The 20,174-nt window shown below is 68.7% G+C and carries 20 protein-coding genes; 7 read left to right on the forward strand and 13 right to left on the reverse strand.

The window, feature by feature from the left end; all coding sequences use genetic code 11:
* Positions 1 to 33 precede the first annotated feature (33 nt).
* From C6Y44_RS18320 to mftA, 5 genes are read right to left on the reverse strand one after another with little or no spacing between them, the layout of a single operon-like run.
* Positions 34 to 1,935 carry a mycofactocin system FadH/OYE family oxidoreductase 1 gene (locus C6Y44_RS18320; protein WP_159417790.1) on the reverse strand — a complete coding sequence of 634 codons (1,902 nt, stop codon included), beginning with the start codon at positions 1,933 to 1,935 and terminating at the stop codon, positions 34 to 36.
* A gap of 13 nt (positions 1,936 to 1,948) precedes the next feature.
* Positions 1,949 to 3,157: a pre-mycofactocin synthase MftD gene (gene mftD, locus C6Y44_RS18325; protein WP_120279984.1), complete on the reverse strand. Its 1,209-nt coding sequence runs from the start codon at positions 3,155 to 3,157 to the stop codon at positions 1,949 to 1,951.
* Positions 3,158 to 3,179: 22 nt separating this feature from the next.
* Positions 3,180 to 4,421 carry a mycofactocin radical SAM maturase gene (mftC, locus tag C6Y44_RS18330; protein ID WP_059383270.1) on the reverse strand — a complete coding sequence of 414 codons (1,242 nt, stop codon included), beginning with the start codon at positions 4,419 to 4,421 and terminating at the stop codon, positions 3,180 to 3,182.
* Positions 4,422 to 4,440: 19 nt separating this feature from the next.
* On the reverse strand, positions 4,441 to 4,755 hold the full coding sequence (gene mftB, locus C6Y44_RS18335; RefSeq protein ID WP_060650754.1) for a mycofactocin biosynthesis chaperone MftB: 315 nt from the start codon (positions 4,753 to 4,755) through the stop codon (positions 4,441 to 4,443).
* 1 nt (position 4,756) lies between these two features.
* On the reverse strand, positions 4,757 to 4,852 hold the full coding sequence (gene mftA, locus C6Y44_RS18340) for a mycofactocin precursor MftA (protein ID WP_006553546.1): 96 nt from the start codon (positions 4,850 to 4,852) through the stop codon (positions 4,757 to 4,759).
* Between the two features lie 119 nt (positions 4,853 to 4,971).
* Here mftA and mftR point away from each other — a divergent pair, with 119 nt between their 5' ends.
* The 3 genes from mftR to C6Y44_RS18355 all read left to right on the forward strand — a co-directional run bounded on the left by mftR (position 4,972) and on the right by C6Y44_RS18355 (position 6,984).
* Entirely contained in the window at positions 4,972 to 5,655 is a 684-nt protein-coding gene (mftR, locus tag C6Y44_RS18345) for a mycofactocin system transcriptional regulator (RefSeq protein WP_159417789.1), read from the forward strand.
* Positions 5,652 to 6,455, forward strand: a complete 804-nt coding sequence (gene mftM, locus C6Y44_RS18350; protein ID WP_060650752.1) for a mycofactocin oligosaccharide methyltransferase MftM — start codon at positions 5,652 to 5,654, stop codon at positions 6,453 to 6,455. Before mftR ends, mftM begins: the two co-directional genes overlap by 4 nt.
* Positions 6,456 to 6,537: 82 nt before the next feature.
* Complete coding sequence (locus tag C6Y44_RS18355; RefSeq protein WP_159417788.1) at positions 6,538 to 6,984, forward strand: hypothetical protein; 447 nt, start codon at positions 6,538 to 6,540, stop codon at positions 6,982 to 6,984.
* On the opposite strand, the gene C6Y44_RS18360 is transcribed toward C6Y44_RS18355, so the two are convergent.
* Positions 6,907 to 7,827, reverse strand: a complete 921-nt coding sequence (locus C6Y44_RS18360) for an NAD(P)H-dependent oxidoreductase (protein ID WP_159417787.1) — start codon at positions 7,825 to 7,827, stop codon at positions 6,907 to 6,909. The genes C6Y44_RS18355 and C6Y44_RS18360 overlap by 78 nt on opposite strands.
* Before the next feature lie 114 nt (positions 7,828 to 7,941).
* On the opposite strand from C6Y44_RS18360, the gene C6Y44_RS18365 reads away from it, so the two are divergent.
* On the forward strand, positions 7,942 to 8,286 hold the full coding sequence (locus tag C6Y44_RS18365; protein WP_174247006.1) for a winged helix-turn-helix transcriptional regulator: 345 nt from the start codon (positions 7,942 to 7,944) through the stop codon (positions 8,284 to 8,286).
* Between the two features lie 18 nt (positions 8,287 to 8,304).
* Here the strand turns inward: C6Y44_RS18365 and C6Y44_RS18370 are convergent, their stop codons facing one another.
* The 4 genes from C6Y44_RS18370 to ggt form a co-directional block, all read right to left on the reverse strand.
* Positions 8,305 to 8,982 carry a MadR family response regulator transcription factor gene (locus C6Y44_RS18370; RefSeq protein WP_016690913.1) on the reverse strand — a complete coding sequence of 226 codons (678 nt, stop codon included), beginning with the start codon at positions 8,980 to 8,982 and terminating at the stop codon, positions 8,305 to 8,307.
* Positions 8,979 to 10,352: a MadS family sensor histidine kinase gene (locus C6Y44_RS18375; RefSeq protein WP_159417785.1), complete on the reverse strand. Its 1,374-nt coding sequence runs from the start codon at positions 10,350 to 10,352 to the stop codon at positions 8,979 to 8,981. Before C6Y44_RS18375 ends, C6Y44_RS18370 begins: the two co-directional genes overlap by 4 nt.
* Positions 10,349 to 11,581, reverse strand: coding sequence for an iron-containing alcohol dehydrogenase (locus tag C6Y44_RS18380; RefSeq protein WP_159417784.1), 1,233 nt, complete (start codon positions 11,579 to 11,581; stop codon positions 10,349 to 10,351). The genes C6Y44_RS18375 and C6Y44_RS18380 overlap by 4 nt, the downstream gene beginning before the upstream one ends.
* 166 nt (positions 11,582 to 11,747) lie before the next feature.
* Positions 11,748 to 13,760: a gamma-glutamyltransferase gene (gene ggt / locus C6Y44_RS18385; RefSeq protein ID WP_159417783.1), complete on the reverse strand. Its 2,013-nt coding sequence runs from the start codon at positions 13,758 to 13,760 to the stop codon at positions 11,748 to 11,750.
* Positions 13,761 to 13,918: 158 nt separating this feature from the next.
* Here ggt and C6Y44_RS18390 point away from each other — a divergent pair, with 158 nt between their 5' ends.
* Positions 13,919 to 14,275, forward strand: a complete 357-nt coding sequence (locus tag C6Y44_RS18390) for an ArsR/SmtB family transcription factor (RefSeq protein WP_060650745.1) — start codon at positions 13,919 to 13,921, stop codon at positions 14,273 to 14,275.
* Between the two features lie 54 nt (positions 14,276 to 14,329).
* Positions 14,330 to 14,815: an SRPBCC family protein gene (locus tag C6Y44_RS18395; RefSeq protein WP_159417782.1), complete on the forward strand. Its 486-nt coding sequence runs from the start codon at positions 14,330 to 14,332 to the stop codon at positions 14,813 to 14,815.
* 7 nt (positions 14,816 to 14,822) lie between these two features.
* Here C6Y44_RS18395 and madC read toward each other — a convergent pair whose 3' ends face one another.
* The 3 genes from madC to mdo all read right to left on the reverse strand — a co-directional run bounded on the left by madC (position 14,823) and on the right by mdo (position 18,812).
* On the reverse strand, positions 14,823 to 16,364 hold the full coding sequence (gene madC / locus C6Y44_RS18400; protein ID WP_159417781.1) for a MadC family VWA domain-containing protein: 1,542 nt from the start codon (positions 16,362 to 16,364) through the stop codon (positions 14,823 to 14,825).
* A 7-nt stretch (positions 16,365 to 16,371) separates the two neighbouring features.
* Positions 16,372 to 17,460, reverse strand: a complete 1,089-nt coding sequence (locus C6Y44_RS18405) for a MadB family AAA-type ATPase (RefSeq protein ID WP_159417780.1) — start codon at positions 17,458 to 17,460, stop codon at positions 16,372 to 16,374.
* 80 nt (positions 17,461 to 17,540) lie between these two features.
* Positions 17,541 to 18,812, reverse strand: a complete 1,272-nt coding sequence (gene mdo / locus C6Y44_RS18410; RefSeq protein ID WP_159417779.1) for an NDMA-dependent methanol dehydrogenase — start codon at positions 18,810 to 18,812, stop codon at positions 17,541 to 17,543.
* A gap of 300 nt (positions 18,813 to 19,112) precedes the next feature.
* Between mdo and C6Y44_RS18415 the strand changes: the two genes are divergently transcribed.
* Positions 19,113 to 20,168 carry a ferredoxin--NADP reductase gene (locus C6Y44_RS18415; protein WP_120279996.1) on the forward strand — a complete coding sequence of 352 codons (1,056 nt, stop codon included), beginning with the start codon at positions 19,113 to 19,115 and terminating at the stop codon, positions 20,166 to 20,168.
* The last annotated feature ends 6 nt before the right edge of the window (positions 20,169 to 20,174 follow it).

Here is a 20,174-nt window from a genome sequence, read left to right on the forward strand (position 1 = left end):
CCCAGATCAGAACACGTTTCAGTGTGCCCCACGTTACAGTGCCGTGGCGACCCGGTATCCCTCTCGGACGGCCTCGCGCACGGTCCTCGGGGCCGCGCGGTCGCCGATCGACCACGATCCCGACTGTTCGGACACTTCGTGCGGTAGCAGGGGTGCGCAGTCGACCAGGACCGCGTCCGCGACCGGCGTGGTTTCCCCGGACACCCGGTCGACAACGACGACTCCGTCGGCATCGACGGAACCGATCCGGCATCCGAGATGTCTCGCCACGCCCGCCCGCTGCATGCGGACGTCGAAGGCGACGAGGTCGCCCGTCGGCGCGAGTCGTGATCCGGCGACCGGATCACCCGTCGCGTAGTGGACCTCCACGCCGCGCTCCACGAGACGGTCGACGACGGTCCTCGCCACCGGACCACCCATCGGATCCCACACGACCATCCGGGACGCAGGCGGCCGAATCCCCGACAGCACCTCCGCGGCGGTCGCGTACCGCTCGGGCGCGGTCACCTGAAAAGAGGGTGGACGTGGAAGCCCGCCGGTGGCCTGCACGACCTCCGTACCCGCGGCGAGCGCACCCTCGATGTCGGCAGCACTCACTTCCGTGCCGGTACGGATGTCGACGCCGGACTCCAGGCATTGCTGTTCGAGCCAGTCGACGAGCGCAGCGAAGTCTGGCCGGCCACCGCGCGAGACGGCGGCGATCGTCCCACCGACCCGCTCGTCCGCCTCGACCAGGACGACACGGTGACCGCGCGTCGCTGCCACGCGGGCTGCTTCCAGGCCGGCCGGTCCGGCACCCACCACGAGTACGTCGCGTGCGGAGGTCACCGGTCGGGGAGAGTCCCGTGTCTCGGCGCCGGCCTCCGGGTTCGCGATGCACCCCACGATCGGGTTGTGGAAATCGTCGACGAGGCACGCCTGGTTGCAGCGCACGCAGGGACGCGGCCGACGACCGCGACGGGCGGCGACGACGAGGCCGGGGTCGGCGATCTGTGCGCGGGTCATCTCGACCAGGTCGCACGTGCCGTCGGAGAGTGCCCGCTGCGCGTGTCCGAGGTCGGCGACGCTGCCCTGCAGAGCGATCGGAACCGATCCGGCGACCGCCTCCCGGATGCGGTTGCACAGTTCGTCGTTGAATCCGGCAGAGATATGCGCGGCGGGCCGATACGACTCGGGTGAGAACAATCCGCCGCGCACCACCGTGAGCAGATCGATCGACGGTGCGATCGCGCGGACGTATCCGGCGGCGATGTCGGGAGTGATGCCCGCCCACGGCGCGTTCTCGTCGCACGAGAGTCTCAGGGCGAGGATGCGATCCGCACCGATCCGCGTGCGAACGGCGGCGATCACTTCGCGGAGCAGCCGCACACGGTCGGTGCCGTAGGTGTCGTCGCGGTGATTGGTCAGCCCGGAGAGGAACTGCCGCAGCAGCGAGGTCGGTCCCGCGTCGAGTTCCACTCCATCGAGATCGGAGTCCACGGCGACGACGGCGACGCGGGCGAAGGACTCGACGAGCTCGGCGATCTCACGCTCGGTCGCCTCGGCGGGCAGTTCGCGTGTCACCGGGTCCGGCACGCGCGAGGGTGCCCACAGCGGTGCGCGGGTCCACGCGCTCGAACCCTGGAGGCCGCGATGGCCGAGGCCTGCGAGCACGAGTGTCCCGTGCGGACGGCAGGCCTCGACGATCCGCCGGTAACCGTCCCCGCAGCGCTCGGCCAGCGGCGCGCGTTCGTAGGGATGGTCGGAGGGGTGTACCGAGGCCGTTTCCGTGACGACGATCCCGCACCCACCCCGTGCACGTCGCGCGTAGTACGCGACGTGACGGTCCGAGAACGACCGGCCGTCACCGAGATTCGTGACGTGCGGACCGAAGATCACCCTCGACGGAGCGGTGCGTCCGGCGAGGGTGATCGGTTCGGTGAGCGCGGGGCCCATGTCGTCGGTTCGGTCAGATGCCGAGGTCGCGGCGGAAACCGTCCGGCACGAACACATCGTCGGGGGTGAGCTCGTGGATCGAGTTCTTGCCCAGACCCATCAGTGCGGAACCGATTCCGCCGGACAGGATGTCGAGGACGTTCTCCACACCGGCCTGACCGTTCGCGGCCAGACCCCACAGGTACGCGCGACCGATGAGCACGGCCCTGGCGCCGAGCGCGATCGCCTTGACGACATCGCTGCCGCGGCGGATACCACCGTCGAGCAGCACCTCGACGTCCTTGCCCACCGCCTCGGCGATCGCCGGCAGCGCCCGGATCGGCGCCGGGGTGCCGTCGAGGTTGTTGCCGCCGTGGTTGGACACCGAGATGGCGGTGACCCCGGCGTCGACGGCGCGCTTGGCGTCGTCGACGCGCATGACGCCCTTGAGCATGAACGGTGCGTCACCCCACTGCTCGCGCAGCCACGCGACGTCCTCCCAGGTGGGCAGGGGCGTGGTCATCCACTCACCGTAGGCACCGAAGAAGGTCGGGGCCTGACCCTCCGGCGGCGTGAGGTTGGGGGTGGTCAGATCCGGCACACCGCCGGTCTTCGCCCATTCGAGAAGCCACTTGGGGCGGGTGATGCCCTCGGGGGCGAACTTGACCATCGCCTCGAGGTTCATCCGCTCCGGGATGGCGGGACTACCCCAGTCGCGACCGTTGGAGAACGACCAGTCCAGGGTCATGATCAGGCCCTTCGCACCGGCGGCGCGGGCACGTTCCATGCGCTGGATCAGCGTGTCGCGGCTGCCCACCCAGTACATCTGGAAGAAGGTCTTGTCGTTGACCGCCGCGACTTCTTCGATGGATTTGCTCGCGAACGACGACAGACCCATCGCGGTGCCGCGGGCGGCGGCGGCGCGGGCCACGGCGACCTCACCGTCGGGGTGTACGGCCTGCACGCCGGTCGGCGAGATCATCACGGGCAGGGACACATCCTGTCCCATGATGGTCGTGGCCATCTCCCGCTTGTCGGACAGCCCCGCGACGTGCGGGGCGAATCCGAGTTCGCGGAAGGCGGTGGTGTTGTCGTCGACCGTGATGCCGGCCTCGGACCCGGCGACGAGCGCGCCGTAGACGGACTTGGGCAGGCGTTTGCGGGCGCGCTGCTGTGCGATTGCGACGGTCTCGAACCACGGGTCCTGGGCCCACGGATTCTTCAACCAGGAAGGCTTGGCCATCGTCGGTCGTCTCCTCGAAGATCTAGAGCCCTGCGAGCGGATTCTCGTCGCAGAACTTGGCGGGGGGCTTGGTGAGCAGGGTCAGCGGTACCGGTGCGGCCGGGGTGCGCCGTTCGGCGCGCTTGCCGGTACGCGAGTGGTCGACGCTCGACTGCGGCACGGTGCGTTCGGCCTCGAGCGCGGACTGTCCGTAGCCCTGCACGCATTCGGGATCGGGGCCGTCCATCGGCAGGCCGGTGAAGAACTTCGCGGCCATGCAACCGCCGCGGCACGCGTCGAAGAAGTTGCACGACGCGCACGCACCGGCGGACTGCGGTTCGCGCAGTTCGCGAAACAGCTCGGAGTTCTTCCACACCGACGCGAAACCACCGTCGGTCAGGATGTTTCCGGCGTGGAAGTTCTCGTGGATCGCGAACGGGCACGCGTAGACGTCGCCGACCGGGTCGATCAGACACACCACGCGTCCCGCACCACACAGATTCAGTCCGGGCAGCGAGCCACCGCCCTCGCCGCCGAAGGCGGACAGGTGGAAGAACGAGTCGCCGGTGAGCACGCCCTCGCCGTGGGCGACGAGCCAGTCGTAGAGCTGCCGCTGCTGCTCGTGGGTGGGATGCAGGTCGTCCCACACGTCCACGGCGCGGCCGGACGGGCGCAGTCGCGTGATGCGCAGGGTCGCGCCGTAGCGGTCTGCGAGAGCCTTGAACTCGTCGAGCTGGTCGACGTTCTGGCGGGTGACGACGACGGAGATCTTCGCGTCGCGAAAACCCGCCTCGGACAGGTTCTCCAGCGCGCGCACGGCCATCGCGAACGAACCCGGCCCACGCACGGCGTCGTTGACCTCGGCGGTGGCACCGTCGAGGGAGATCTGCACGTCGACGTAGTCGGAAGCGGCCAGCCGGGCGGCGACCTTCTTGTCGATGCGCACACCGTTGGTCGAGAACTTCACGCCCACCTGATGTTCGGTGGCGTAATCGACGAGTTCCCAGAAGTCCGATCGCACGGTGGGTTCGCCGCCACCGATGTTGACGTAGAAGACCTGCATGCGCTGCAGCTCGTCGATGATCGCCTTGCACTGTTCGGTCGACAGTTCGCGCGGGTCGCGCTTGCCAGACGAGGACAGGCAGTGCACACACGAGAGGTTGCAGGCGTAGGTGAGCTCCCAGGTCAGGCAGATCGGGGCGTCGAGGCCCTTCTCGAACTGGTCGACGAGGCGACCGACCTTCGGTGGGGCGGAGGTGGTGGGCGGTTCGAGCAGCGAGGTCATGGGCTGGTCCTTACAGACGTCAGGCAGGAACGATCATGTGCGAATCGGCCAGGGTGCCCAGGGCACGCACGTAGGGCCGCTCGGCGTTCTCGTCGATCCCGTGCGCTCGCAACGCTTCTCGCACCGAACCGTGGTCGCCGAGGGATCGGACGACGTCGACGATGACGGTGTTCTTCAGGAACGACAACTTGCGGGTGCCGAAGTGGTAGAGCAACGCCCCGAACGGCTCGGGGCGAAGCGCTACCTGCGGGTGGAGCCGCCAGCCGGCACCCGGATCGAACATCTCGGTGTCCATTGCTACGGGGGACACGTCGGTGGCTCCGGGCGCGGTCATGTCAGTACACGCCGCACATGCCGTCGATGGAGACCTCTTCGACGAGGGACTCCTCGATCAGATCGGATTCGATCACGGCGTTGTCACGATCGGACATGTTTCCTCCTCGGTTTCTTCTCCTGGATCGGAGTCGGTCGTCACAGCGGACTTGCGCTGTGAGCCGGTTCACCACTGTAATGGCATCGAGTGCAGAATGTCACGCCTCCGGGAGGAAGAATGACGCGTAGCCGCGGGAAACCGTCCGCTCGGATAGGTCGCCGCCCGTCCACCTCGAAGGAGGAACTCGCCGCAATCGGCATCGAACTGTTCATGGAGGCGGGCTTCGACGAGACGAGCATCGACGACATCGCCGAGGCGGCCGGCATTGCCCGACGCACCTTCTTCCGCTACTTCCCGTCGAAGAACGAGGTGGCCTGGGGAAACTTCGACGAACACCTCGCCGGCATGCGCGCGAGCCTCGAAACGATCCCCGAGGACGTCCCGCTCTCGGCAGCGCTCACCACCGCCCTGCACGACTTCAACACCTTCCCCGACAGCGAGACCGAACGACACCGCGCGCGGATGGGGCTCATCCTGCACACGCCCGCACTGCAGGGCTATTCGTCGGTGATGTACCAGGGCTGGAGACGTGTCGTCGCCGAGTTCGTCGCCCGTCGCATCGGGGCCGATCCCGACGACCACATCCCCCGCACCGTCGGCTATCTGCTGCTCGGTGTCGCGATCTCCGCCTACGAGGCGTGGCTCGACGAACCCGGATCGGACCTGCACGAATTACTGGCCACCGGGATGGGGACACTGACGGCCGGTCTCGACTACTACAGTGACCCGCACTCCCCTTCCACGCCGCCCCCTGCCACGCCTCCCCCTGCCACACCTCCGAAAAAGGTTGCGAAACAATGACCCTGCTCGATTCGCTCGCTCCCTGCAGCCCGGGCCGGTGGACACACGACCACGTGACGGTCGAACGCGTACCCGCCGGACCGCTGAACGTCCGGCGCGAGGACGACCGGCTCCACGTCACGCATTCCCTCACGGCCGAGCAGATCAGCGAGCGCCTCGTCGCCGAGGTGACCGCCTCGATCCAGGACGCCGAGTTCGGCCAGGACGAGTTCGAACTGACTATGGTGGGACTCGTCCGTTCCACGGTGCCGGGTGCCCTCGACTCGTGGGTCACCTACTACCGCAACTCTCTCGGCGAACTGCTCGACGGTACAGCCGATTTCGCGCCCATCCACGATCGCGCGGCCGAACTCGTCCGTGGGAGCGTGCTCGACCTGGGGTCGTGTTTCGGTTTCCTGCCGCTGCGACTCGCGGCCGCCGGCACCGCCGTCACCGCCACCGACATCCTGCCCGGCACGATGCGCCTGCTCGATGCGGTCGCACCGCGGCTCGGACTGCACGTCGACACGCTCGTGTGCGACGCGGCGAACGTCCCGGTCCCCGACGGCAGCGCCGACACCGTCACCGCGATCCACCTGCTCGAGCACGTCGACGACGCCCTCGGTGCCACGATCCTCGCCGAGGCGCTGCGGATCGCCCGGGAGCGGGTGGTGGTCGCGGTGCCGTTCGAGGACGAGGCCACGGCCTGCCACGGACACGTGCGCACCTTCGACCTGCCTGCGCTCGAGGAACTCGGGCGCAGCACCGGGCGTCCCTTCGAGGTGTTCGAACACCACGGCGGTTGGCTCGTCATCGGGTGATCCACCCGGGCCATCCGCCTGCCCGCCCATCCGATTCCCGTCCGGCGACGAATACCCGGTGTGGACGGAAGGAGGTGGCGCGATGGACCAGATCGTCGAGAGCCACTTCGGCTGGACGACCCGTCGCGTCGTCCTCCCCCGCCGCGCCGCGGACCGGGAGATGTCATCGTCGTCCGGAGTGGTAACGGACTGTCGGCCGCTCCCCGAGCGACCGGACGTGCGACTGCTCGTCTACCACGACGACGCGGACGACTCCGACTACGACGCCGTGGCGATCGGAAAGACCGACGGCGCGAACGACATTCCGGTACTCACCACCGTCGAGGAGTGCCTGCTCGTCACCGCGGTCCGGCCCGGGACAGGTCCCGCGATCGTGCTCGCCGCGCCGCCGGGTGAGGACGAGGGCCGACGGGTCCGGGAGATCACCCGGCAGCTTCTTCGAGGCGGACCGCTACTGCGCCTGATCCTGTACACCGGCGCACTGTCGGTACTCGTGCCGCTTCACTCGCCTGCTCCGACCGGACGCTGACGCGGTGTGGACGTCGGGTCCGTACTCGCCCGGGCAGACGTGGTCGACCAGCACGTGTTCGCGGTCGTACTCTCCTCCGCGCAGCGGCCTGTACGGGATCCCGGATTCCGACGACAAGCCGTCGAGACGATTGTGCAACCGATGCTCCTCGCGCAGGAAGTCCTCCTCGTCGAGTCGGTCGGCGCTCGCGACGAGATGCGGTCGGAGTACCCGCATTCCGGTGTAGAAGCCCGTGCCGTGCAGGAGCTGCCACAGCACGTGATCGATCGACCCGCTGATTCCGCGCGGTCCGAGCGCTGCGGCCCGATCGCCCGCCGTGACGACGGCGAGCATCGTTCTGCCCGCCAGTCCCCCGTCGCCGTATTTGCGGACGCGCCCGTGCTCGTCGCGGACACCGAACGCGAAACCGTTGGTGAACACGCGGTCGAACCATCCCTTCAAGATCGCCGGCGTGCCGTACCACCACAGTGGGAACGACACCACGAGATGGTCGGCGGCGCGCAGCGCGTCCTGTTCGCGGCGGATGTCGTCGGCGAGGAGCCCGGTCGCCGTGGCGTTCTTCTGCCGCTCCGACAACGTTCTCCCCGGCGCCGCACCGAAGTCGGCGTCGGAGAGCACCGGATTCCAGTTCATCGCGTAGAGATCCGAGATCGCGACGTGCGTGCCCGATTCGCGTAGTCGTGCCGCCCCCGAGCGGACGAGGGCGTGCCCCAGTGAGGCGTCGTCCGGATGGGCGTGCACCCACAGAACGCTGCCCTTCTCGACGCTGCCCTTCTCGACGCTGTCCTTCTCGGCACTGTCCTTCTCGACACTGTCCTTTTCTGCACTGTTCTTCTCGGTCATGTCTCCATAGTCTGGGGACGGGAACGGTATGGGAAGTACGCACTTTGCGATCACATACGGACCGAAAGGTAACGATCGGCGATGACCAGGGGTTTCGATGACACAAGGGTTTCGATGACACGGAAGGCCGTGGAGACGGCGATGCTGGTGTGCCCGGTGGAGATCGCCGTGGCGGTTCTCGGGGGCGCGTGGAAGCTCACGATCGTCAAGAACCTGATCGACGGGCCCTGCCGGTTCGGCGAACTGGGCCGGCGGGTCGGTCCCGTCAGCGCGCGGGTGCTCACCCGGCAACTCCGCGAACTGGAGGCCGACGGTATCGTGTCGCGCACGGTCTTCGCCGAGGTGCCGCCGCGGGTGGAGTACGAACTGACCGAACTCGGCCGGACCCTCGAGCCGGCCGTCGCGTGGCTCGACGACTGGGGTGCGGCCTACAGCAGCAGGCTCACCGAGCGCAGCTGAGTGTCGGGAGAGCGGGGGTCAGATCAACCCCTGCTTGCTCGCGGCGTAGACCGCCTCGGCCCGGCGGCTCACCCCGAGTTTGCGCATGATGTTGCTGACGTGGAACTTCACGGTGGTGGCCGAGATGAACAGCTGCTCACCGATCTTCACGTTCGACATGCCGGCGGCGAGAAGCTTCAGCACCTCGAGTTCGCGGCCGGTCAACTGTTCGGCGGGCGCACCCTGCCCGTTGAGCGAACGCACGACCGCCGCGGCGCTGCGCGAGTCGAAGGCGCTCTCGCCGCGGGAAACCGCGCGGATGGCGCGCACCAGCTCGGTGGTGTCGACGTCCTTGACGACGTAGCCGCGCGCGCCGGCGTGCACGGCCCGCACGACGAGCTGTTCGTCGAGGAAGGTGGTGAGGACGAGCAGGCCGATACCCGGATGCGCCGAGGACAACCGACCGCACAATCCCAGTCCCTCGAAGTCCGATCCGGCCGAGAGCTTGAGATCGAGCAGCACGATGTCGGGGCGCATGCGGTCGACGAGTGCGAGCGCCTCCGCGTCCGTCGAGGCCTCCCCCACCACTTCGAGGTCCGGTTCGCGGTCGAGGATCGAGCGGAGTCCCTGGCGGAGGATCGCGTGGTCGTCGACGAGTGCGATGCGCACCGTGCCGGGCCGCGCCCGCGGGGTCGCCTGCGGTGGTGTGACGGTCATGACGGTTCTCCCACCTGTTGAGCTACAGCATTGTCCTGCAACGGGATACGGGCCGCGATCCGCACTCCACCGAACCGGGAACGACGCACCTCGAGGGTGCCGCCGAGTTCGCGGGCGCGGGCCTGCATGTTCGCGAGACCGCGATGGCGCCCGTCGAGATCGTTGGCGGCGAGTCGCAGCATCACCCGCAGACGCGCCGGGTCGCCGTCGCCGTCGTCGGCCACCGACAGCAGGACCGCATCGCGTCCGTAACTCAGCCGCAGCACCACGCGACTCGCGTTGGCGTGCACCGCCGCGTTGAACAGCGCTTCGCCGGCGATCCGGAGCAGGGCGTGCTCGGCCTCGCCGCTCAACTCGACCGGTGTGCCACCCATCCTCGTCTTGACCTCGAGTTCGCCCGGCATGTGGGCCACGCTGAGCTGTTCGAGCATCTCCGGCAACGACATCCGTTCGGAATCGGACGGCCGGTTCAGCGCGTAGATCGCCGACCGCAACTGCTCGACGGCACCGCGGGTGAGTTCCTTGGCGAGGTCGAGTCGTTCGCTGCGTTCGGCGTCGGGGATGTCGCTGCGGCACACCTCGATCTGCATGCCCGCCGAGAGCACGGCCTGCGTGACGCTGTCGTGGAGTTCGCGCGCGATGCGGTGGCGTTCCTCGTCGAGGGCCTGGTTCCGGTGGGCGACGCCCAGCTGCCGTTGCGTGAGAGCGAGTTTTTTCAGGGTCGCTTCGAGTTCCTCGTTGCGCGCCTGCAGATCGGCGGCGGAGCGGTTCGCTTCGCGGTAGGCCTGCTCGGCGCGTTCGAGCAGGAGTTGTCCGCGTTGGTAGAGCGCCGAGTTCTGCAGCGCGACCGCGGTCTGGCTGGCGAGGATCGACAGGACGGCGCGGTCGGTGGTGTCGAGGACGCGGTGGTCCGGCGTCCACGCGGCGATGGCACCGGCGACTCCCCCGTCGAGGACGATGGGCACGAACACGTGGTGGTTCTCGACCAGCTCGCGACGTTCGACGGCACCGGTACGCACGGCGTCGAGCAGGGCCACGACCTCGTCGGGCAGGGGCGGACCCTCGACGTTGTCGACGAGGAAGGGAGTGGCGTCGGGGCCGAGCACGAGCCTGCGCGGCCCGGCATCGGGCAGGACACCGTCGGCGAGGGCGAAGGCAACCCACGTCGCGCTCAGGTGCGCACGGGCGGCTTCGGCGACGGCGCAGATGAGCGTCTCCGGCCCCTCGACCGTACGCACCAGTGCCCGGGAGATCAGTTCGAGGGCGTGGACGACGCGTTCGAGTCGTTCGGCAGCGCCGCGGTACTGCGGATAGAAGGTCGACTTCCCGGAGCGGAGTCCGGTCAATGCCGACAGGTCGGGAGCACTCACAGCGCCGTCCGGAACAACTCGATCATCTGGTCGCGGGTCGCGGTGCGCGGATTCGTCGACATGCACGCGTCGCGCAGTGCTCCCTCGGCTAGTCGCGGCAGGTCTTCCTCCCGCACACCGAGTTGGCGCAGTCCACGCGGCACGCCCACCTGGCGGGCGAGCGCGTCGATGCGCGACGCGACGGCCTCGACGGCCTCGGGCGCGGCACCGCGCGCCTCCTCCAGACCGAGGGTCGCGGCGACCTGGACGAACGGCTCGGGATCGTCGGCACCGTTGAACCGGATGACGTGCGGCAGGAGCACGCCGTTGATGACCCCGTGCGGCAGGTCGAGCAGACCGCCGACCTGATGGCTCATCGCGTGGGCGGCACCGAGGATCGCGTTGGTGAACGCGAGTCCGGCCTCGAGACTGGCCTGGGCCATAGTGGCGCGAGCGGGCATGTAGGTCGGGTCGTCGATCGTGCGCACGAGCGTTCCGGTGACCATGCCGACCGCCCGCAGTGCGTGATGGTCGGTGAGGGGGTTGTGGGCGCGGGAGACGAACGCCTCGATGCCGTGGGTGAGGGCGTCGAGTCCGGTGGCGGCGTTGAGGTCGGCGGGCATGGTGGTGAGCAGTCGCGGATCGATCACCGTGAGGTCGGGGACGAGCGACCGGCCGATGATGGTGATCTTGCTGCCGCGCGCGGTGTCGGTGACCACGCAGAACTGGGAGACGTCGGCTCCCGTCCCGGACGTCGACGGCACCATGACCATCGGCGGGATGGGCAACGGCGCACGGTCGACGCCCTCGTAGTCGAGGATGTTGCCGCCGTTGGCGGCGAGGATCGCGACGCCCTTCGCAGCGTCGATCACGGAGCCACCGCCCAGCGCGACGAGGACGTCGCAACCCCGCGACCGGTACAGCTCGTGGCCGGCCGCGACCTCGTGGTCCTTGGGATTGGGGGTGAGACCGGCCCACACGGTGGCGTCGATCCCCTGATCACGCAGGTGCTGCAGGAGTTCGTCGACCCACCCGGCCTCGATCAGCCCCGGGTCGGTGACGAGCATGGGGCGGACACCGCCGAGCCGGACGGCGGCGTGGGCCGCTTCGACGAGCGAGCCCTCCCCGAAGACGATCTCGGGAGCGTGGAACTTGACCAGGGCCGGCCCCGAAGCGGGGTGGTCGTCCCGAGGGGTCGCGGAAGCACGGGGATGGGTGGTGTTCTGGTGTCCCGGCATGACGACGGCCACTGTTCACTCCTGACGATCCGCACGATCCGCGCACCTGTGTGATCCAGCTTACGGTGCACGGGTTGTCGGGCGGAGCGGGCACGGGACGCACCGGACCGATGGGGAGGTCGGCACCTATCCGACAGGGTAGGTCACGGGCGTCGATCAGCGCTCGGCGCCGACTCCGTCACTGCCCGCCGGTGTCGCCCATCACGGCGCCCTCGCGGCGGGGGTCGGCGCCACCGACCCATCCCTCCCCCTGACGCAGCAGCGCGCTCAGTCCACTGGACTGCGGGGCGACGGACACCTCGTGGCCCATGTCGCGGAGCTGCTGCACGAGTGGATCGTTCGCTCCGTCGTCGGCACCGTCGATCGCTGGATGTTCGCCGCCGACCCCGGTGACGGGGGTGTTCGCGGCGCCGAACGACACGGCCGAGACGGCCTGCTGCGGGTCGAGTCCCCAGTCGAGGGTGTTCACGAGTGTCTTGACGACGAACTGGATGATCACCGAGCCGCCCGGCGACCCGACCACCATCCGGATGTCGCCGCGACCGCCGTCGGGGGTGCGATCGAAGACGAGCGTCGGGGCCATCGAGCTGCGCGGCCGCTTGCCGGGTTCGACGCGGTTGGCGACGGGCAGTCCGTCTTCGTCGACCGGTTCGGCCGAGAAGTCGGTGAGCTGGTTGTTGAGGAGGAAGCCGTCGGTCATGTGGAACGAGCCGAAGGCCGACTCGATGGTGGTCGTCATGGATGCGACGTTGCCGTAGCTGTCCGCGACCGAGATGTGGCTGGTGCCGTGCTCGGGGCTCTGCGGCGGCATGCCGAGCGGGACCGGACCGAAGTCGCCGGGCTGCGCCTTGCCCATGCTCTTGCCGGGGTCGATCAGCCCTGCGCGTTCGGACAGGTAGTCCGGGTTCACCAGGGTCTCCAGCGAGCCACCCGGCAGGGGCACGAAATCGGCATCGGCGACGTACTTGTCGCGATCGGCGTAGGCGAGTCGTTCGGCCTCGGAGATCAGGTGCACCGCGTCCGCGTCGGGGACGCCACCGTCCGCGTCGACGTCGGACGGTGGCAGTGACGCGAGGTCGAAGTTCTCGAGGATGCCGAGCGTCGCCGCGACCGCCATGCCACCCGAGGACGGGTTGGGCATCCCGCAGATCTCGTACTCGCGGTAGGGCGTGCACAGCGGTTGCCGTTCCTTCGCCTCGTAGACGGCGAGATCCTCGAGGGTCATCGTTCCGGGTGTACGCCCGCCGGAATCGGTGCCGGTGGACTCGACGATGCCGGCCGCGATGTCACCGGTGTAGAAGGCGTCGGCGCCGTCGGTGGCGATCGCCGAGAGTGTCTTGGACATCGCCGGATTCGTGAGGATCTCACCTTCGGGCTTGGGCGAGCCGTCGGCCTGCAGGAAGTAGGCGCGGGCCTCGTCGTCGACGGCGAGCTGCTCGGCGGAATCGGCGATCGACTGTGCCAGACGGTCGCTGATCACGATGCCTTGATCGGCGAGATCGATGGCGGGGCGGAACAATTCGCCCCAGGCGGCACTCCCGTGCTCCGCGTGGACGGTTCCGAGCATCCGCACGACGCCGGGCACGCCGATCGAGCGGCCGCTCGCACGCGCGTCGGGGCGGGGTTCGGCGCGATCGGTGTCGCTGATCCAGCGCAGATAGTTCTCGGTCGCGGACATCGGTGCCGTCTCGCGGCCGTCGTATGCCTTCATCTCACCGGACTCGGCGTCGTAGTACACCAGGAACGCTCCGCCGCCGATACCCGACGACTGGGGTTCGACGAGACCGAGGACCATCTGGGCGGCGACGAGTGCGTCGGCCGCGGTCCCACCGTCGCGCAGGACCTCGCATGCCGCTTCGGTGGATGCGGGATTGGCCGTCGACACGGCGAAGGAGGAGGTGGTCACCGCGGTCATGCCGGCGCGGTAACCGGTCGCGATCTCGGGGTTCGTGGAGATGTCGCGATCCCCGGTCTCCGTCGCCGGCTGCGTATCGGTGATCGGGGTGCCGTTGGGTTCGGCGGTGCAGGTCGCGGCTGCCGCGGTCTCCTGCACGTCAACCGTACCGCCCGACTCCATATCGCCCGCTTCCGAATCGCCCGACGCGGACGTACACGCGCCGAGGAGGGTGATCGAGACGGCCGCGGCGAAGGCCGCGCGGACACCGGACCGGGCTCTCGAGGGCAGGACCATTCACCGACCGTAGCCGGGCGCGTGAGTGCCCGTCGGGAATTCGACCGCGATCGGTTCGCGTCCGCGCTCCGAACCCCTTGACACGGTCGTCGTCCGGGGAGCATCCTTTATTCAACCGGATGGTTGATAAACCGGAAGGTTCATAAACGGAGGCGATCGTGTACGACGACACGGACGACACCGCGCTCGACCTGGCGTTCACCGCCCTGGCCGATCCGGTCCGCCGCCGCATCGTCGCCCGGCTCAGCCGGGGCCCGGCCACGGTCACCGAACTCGCGGAACCCTTCGCGATCACCACACAGGCGATCTCGAAACACATTCGGGTGCTCGAACACGCAGGGCTCGTCACGCGCACGCGCGACGCCCAGCGCCGGCCCGTCCACTTGAACCCCGCACGGCTGGAGATGCTGACCTCCTGGATCGACCGCTACCGGCTGGTGAAGGAGCAGCAGTTCCGCGGTCTCGACGCCGTGCTGGCCCGGGAAGCGGCCCCCGATCGGCCACGGGGTGCGTAGCCCACCCCGATCCACACAGCGTGTGTAGCCCACCCCGATCCTTGGAGGACCATCATGAGCAGCAACGCAGTCACCCTCTCGATCCCGGAGGGCGTCCCCTTCATCGATTACGAGCGGGAGTTCGACTTTCCCGTCGAGGACGTCTTCCGCGCCCACAAGGACCCCGATCTCGTCGCACAGTGGCTCGGCCCGCGCGGCCTGGAGATGAAGATCGAGGAGTACGACCTCCGCACCGGCGGTTCGTACCGCTACGAACACTCCGACGACAGCGGCAGCTACCGCTTCGCGGGTGTCTTCCACACCGTCCGCGAGAACGAGCTCATCGTCCAGACCTTCGAATATCTCGGGTTCCCGGACGTGGTGAGCCTCGAGACGCTCACCTTCGTCGACCTCGGGAACGGCCGCTGCAGGCTGGTCGGCCATTCCGTGTACCCGAGCCAGGAGGCCCGCGACGGCATGGCGGAATCGGGTATGGAGACCGGCCTGACCGAGGGCTTCGAACGACTCGAGGAGCTGTTGGCCGGGTCCACGAAACGGTGAGCGCCGTTCACCGCAGGGCGTGGCCGAGTTCGGCGGCGCGCGCGAGCAGTTGCGCGCCGTCGCGGGCGACGACCACCTCGTCGCACAGTTCGGCGTAGTCGGGCATCGCGCAGGTCGCCTGTGTCCAGTACCGCTCGGGTTCGGGCGTGATCCACGCGAGGCGGTGCACGCGGCGACGGAGTTCCTCGAGCCGGTCGGTGCGCGGGGGCAGGCCGTTGCAGCGCCCGTCCCCCACGACCAGCACCGATGTCCGGCCGTCGATCGATCCGGAGTGCTCGGTGAGCAGTTCGTCGAACGTCCGGCCGTAGTCGCTGCTCGCTTCGAGATCGACTGCGGGATGGGCGAGTACGGCGGCCAGGGCACCGTCACCGCCGGCGGCGAGCAACTGTGTCGTCACGTCCACCGGACGATCGACGAAGGCGATCACCCGGCACCGGTGCGCCCGCCCGTGCATCGCCTGGGCGAGCCGGAGCGTGAACGCGGTGATCGGACGGACCGACAACGAGACGTCGGCGAGGACGAGCAGTCGCACCCGGTCGGGGCGGGGCGCGCGGACGACGAGCCGGAACGGCACCCCGTCGGTCCGCATCCCCGCTCGGGCGGTCCTGCGCATGTCGAGCCGTCCGCGGGTCCGCTCACGAGGATGGGGCCGGACCGGTCCGCGCATGCGGCGCAGCACCTCGTGGCACGCGAGTTCGATCTCGGCACGATCGATGCCGGCGGCGTCGTGCGATTCGGGTGCCTCGACGCCCTCGGCGCCCGGCACCGCGGCGGCGAGCGAAGCCACGAATGCCTCGACCGCGTCCACGAGTCGCGCGAGTTGTGAGGCGGAGAGAGGTTCGTCGAGGACCTCTCCCCCGTACGTGCGGTGCGGGTCGTAGGCGTCGAGCCACGCGAGGATCGACGCCGGGTCGTCCCACGACAGCGATCCGACGACCGCGGCCCCGGGTTCACCGGACAGATCACCCACCGTCGTGGTCGCCGCATTCTCGACGTCGATGGTGTAGGTGACGCCGCGACGGCCCGAGTCCGCACCCGTGTCCACCGACAGATCGGCGTCGGACGACGTCATCGACACATCGTCGTCGTCCTTGTGCGGGTTGAACCCCTTGCGGGCCTCCGGGGTGTCGAAGTGGTCGCCGACCTCGGCTGCGCGGTCGTTGTACTCGGCGTAGCGCGCGATGCTCGGGTCGTCGCCGATCTCGAGTGCCGCCGGTAGGGATTCGGCGAACTGCGCCCGGGCGGGGCCGCCGCCGCTCGCGGCGACGGCGGCGTCGACCGCACCGAACAACTCGTCGAAGGCGCGCTCGAAACCGGCCCGCTCGTGCGGGTACTTGACGCACACCGCCCGCAGGCACGAGCGCAGTGAATCCCGTTCACGGACGGGGACCAGGTCGAGCACCCGGCGCACCTCGATGCTCTCCGCCGGTGACGCCGCGACACCGTGGCGTCGCAGGAGCAGGCCGAACACCGCCGCTACCACGTCGAGCACGTAGCGGGGGCGACGCTCGTCGAGCGCGGTCACCCGTGTGACCCGGGATGCGTGCATCGCGGGGTCACCCCCGCAGTCCGCTGCCGGCGGCGTCGCGACCGCCACCACCGCGTCCCCGGAAGACGGCGGTCGTGGTGTTCGCCGGGCGTGATGCGACCGTCACGCGTTCACGCACCGGAACAGCTTCGGGCGCACTCGCTTCGGACGCGATCGGTTCGGACACCGCGGTTGCCGGTGCCGCACCGCCGAGCCGGGTCTTCGCGAGGTCGACGTCGCCGGTGTACTTGAGCAGCGTCGCCAACAGCACGTCGCGCATGCCGCCCAGCGAATCGGGGTCGTCGGCGTCGTGCCCCATCACCGTCGCCGCACGCGCGGCGTCGATGACCTCCGAGATCGAGGGCCTCTTGCGCAGCGGCAGGTCGCGCAGGCTCCGGGACAGGTCGACGATCTGGTGGGCCGTTCCGGGGCGCACGTCCGGCACCCGCGCGGTGACGATCTCGCGTTCACGCTCGGGTGTCGGGTATCCGACGTGGTAGTGCAGGCAGCGACGCTTGAGCGCGGGCGACAACTCGCGAGTGTCGTTGGAGGTCAGGATCACCCACGGTGTGGACCGGGCCGTGAACGTGCCGACCTCGGGGATCGTCACCTGCCGTTCGGCGAGCACCTCGAGCAACAGCGCCTCCATGGACTCCTCGGTGCGGTCCACCTCGTCGACGAGCAGGACCACCGGCTCCTCCGAGAGCACGGCCTCGAGCAGCGGACGGACCGACAGGAAGGTCTCCGAGTACAGCCCGAAGTCCTGCTGCGCGAGAAACGTCGACGCGTCCGCGAGGTCGGCGTGACCGGCGAGCAGTTCGCCGATGCGGTCGCGCAGCATCTGCACGTGCAGCAGCTGTTTGGCGTAGTCCCACTCGTAGAGGGCGCGGCTGTCGTCGAGCCCTTCGTAGCACTGCAGTCGAACCAGTTTCCGGTCGCCGACCGCGGCGAGTGCCTTGGCCAGTTCGGTCTTGCCGACCCCGGCGGGGCCTTCGAGCAGCAGGGGCCGCTCGAGTGCGGTGGCGAGGTGCACGACGGTCGCGAACTCGTCGTCGGCGATGTAGTCGTGCCGGCGCAGCGCATCCTTCAACTCGGCGCCCGAGGCGAACGGGGTCATCCGGGGTCTCCTTCTGTGGCGTGGTCGCAGCGGAGCAGGGCGCTCCCGGGGCGCAGGGGACGCCCCGGGAGCGCGGGTTCTCAGTAGGACCGGTTGATGCAGTGGTCGACGACCGGGATCATCGAGTCGACGGTGACCTCGCGGGGATTGCCCGGGGTGCACCAGTCGTCCTGGATGTGCTCGGAGATGGCGCGCACGGTCTTCTCGTCGCCGCGGATCGTGTCTCCGCGACCCGCGTACTTCTTGGTGTTCATCTGGTTCTTCTCGTACGAGTCGGTGCGCACCTGACCGAAGTTGTCGGGGATGCCGACGTCCTTCGCGAGACGGATCGCCGCTTCGACCGCCGCGTCGGCGGCCTGGACGGTGGTCATGTTGCGGGTGTCCACGCCCATCGCGGTGGCGATGCGGGCGTAGTGCTCGTAGCGGGAGGGCAGGTTGTACTCCCACACGCGCGGCAGGGCGATGGCGTTGTTGAGGCCGTGGTGGCTGTCGAAGAAGGCCGAGACGGCGTGCGAGATGGAGTGCACGATGCCGAGGCCGCCGGAGTTGAAGGCCTGCGCGGCGATGTACTGGGCGTTCATCATGCCTTCGCGGGCCTTGAGGTTGCGCGGCTCGAAGACCGCTTCACGCAGGTGCTTCGCGACGAGCTCGATCGAGTACAGGGCGTTGCCGAGCGACGGGGCGAAGTCAAGCCGGGAGACGTACGGCTCGGAGCCGTGGGCGAGGACGTCGAAGCCGCAGTAGGCGGTGAAGTGCTGGGGGCAGCTGTAGTAGAGCAGCGGGTCGTCGATCGCGAGGGTGACGATCGTGGCCTCGTCGAAGCCGACCCACTTGTGTGGGTGGTCCATGTCGGAGGTGTCGGTGATGACGTAGGCCCAGGACGTCTCGGAGCCGGTGCCGGCGGTCGTGGAGACGGCGATGTGCGGCGGATTCTCCTTGTTGGTGGACTTCGCGAAGCCCTCGAACTCGTTGATGTTGCGGCCGTCGTGGGCGATCACGACGCGGGCGCCCTTCGCGGCGTCGTGGCTCGATCCGCCACCGACGGAGATGATCGAGTCGCACTTCTCCTTCTGGTAGAGCGCCGCGGCCTCCATAACGTTGTAGTCCTTGGGGTTGGACTCGACCTTGTCGTAGAGGACGACCTCGACGCCCTGGTACTCGATCTTGCCGATGAGCTCCTCGATGATCCCCGATCCGCGCAGGCCGGTGGTCATCAGCAGGGCGCGTTTGAAGCCGAGGTTCTTCGCCTCGACGCCGAGGATGTCGTGGGCGCCGACACCCATCAGCGCGCGGGGGAAGGGATGGAATTCCTTGATCGGGAAGTCCCAGATCTGATTGAGCTCGATTGCCATGGTGTATCTCCTCGCAGAGGGGGTGGAGCGGATCGGGAGTGTGATGTGGACCTCATCCGCGATTCACCATCGACCAGAGCTGCGAGGCGTGAAAGACGTAGCGGCCGAAACCGTCCGGTCGCCGTGGGGGTCACCGTCCGTTCGGGTAGGGCACCTCCCGCTGACCGGGTGGGCGCCGCACCCGCCCGAGCAGTGCCGGTACCGTTTTCCTCATCCCATGCGCGCTGGTAACCTTAATTAGAACACGTTCTAGATTCGGTCGTGCGCGGCCATCTTTGCAGGAGAGGACGAGACCCACCCATGACGACTGTCGAGGTGCCCCACGGCTCACGCTCGGTGATCCTCACCGTGTCCGCCGTCGTCGAGGAGACCGCCGACACGCGGTCGATCGTGTTCGCCGTCCCGGACGAGCTGCGCGACAAATTCGCCTACCGGCCGGGCCAGTTCCTCACCCTGCGCATCCCGAGCGACCGGACGGGCTCCGTGGCCCGCTGCTACTCGCTCGCGAGCTCCCCGTTCACCGACGACGCCCCCAAGGTCACCGTCAAGCGCACCGCCGACGGTTACGGATCCAACTGGCTGTGCGACAACATCGCGGCCGGACAGACCATCGAGGTGCTGCCGCCCGCGGGTGTCTTCACCCCGAAGTCGCTCGACCACGACTTCCTGCTGTTCGGCGCCGGCAGCGGCATCACCCCGGTGATCTCGATCCTCAAGTCCGCGCTCACCCAGGGCGGCGGCAAGGTGGTGCTGGTCTACGCCAACCGCGACGAGAAGTCCGTCATCTTCGCCGAGGAGCTGCGGGCTCTCGCGGAGAAGTACCCGACGCGCCTGACCGTCGTGCACTGGCTCGAGTCCGTCCAGGGTCTGCCCACCGCCGACCAGCTCGCTGCGATCGCAACGCCCTACGAGTCGTACGAGGCGTTCATGTGCGGTCCCGGACCGTTCATGGACACGGTCCACCAGGCACTGAACATCGTGGGCATGCCCCGCGCCCGCGTGCACGCCGAGGTCTTCAACTCGCTGTCGGGCGACCCGTTCGCCGACCAGGCGCCGGTCGAGGTCAGTGACGAGGACGCCGCCGACGCCGCGACCGTCGAGGTCGAGCTCGACGGCGAGGTCCACAAGCTGTCGTGGCCGCGCAAGCAGACCCTCGTCGACATCATGCTCGCGAAGGGCATCGACGTGCCGTATTCGTGCCAGGAGGGCGAATGCGGATCGTGCGCGTGCACCGTGCTCGAGGGCAAGGTCGAGATGGAGAACTGCGACGTGCTCGACCCCGAGGACATCGAGGCGGGCTACATCCTCGGTTGCCAGGCGCGGCCGGTGACCGACCACCTCAAGATCGAGTTCTGATCCGGC

Origin of the sequence: Rhodococcus rhodochrous (genome assembly GCF_014854695.1) — a bacterium.
GTDB lineage: Bacteria > Actinomycetota > Actinomycetes > Mycobacteriales > Mycobacteriaceae > Rhodococcus.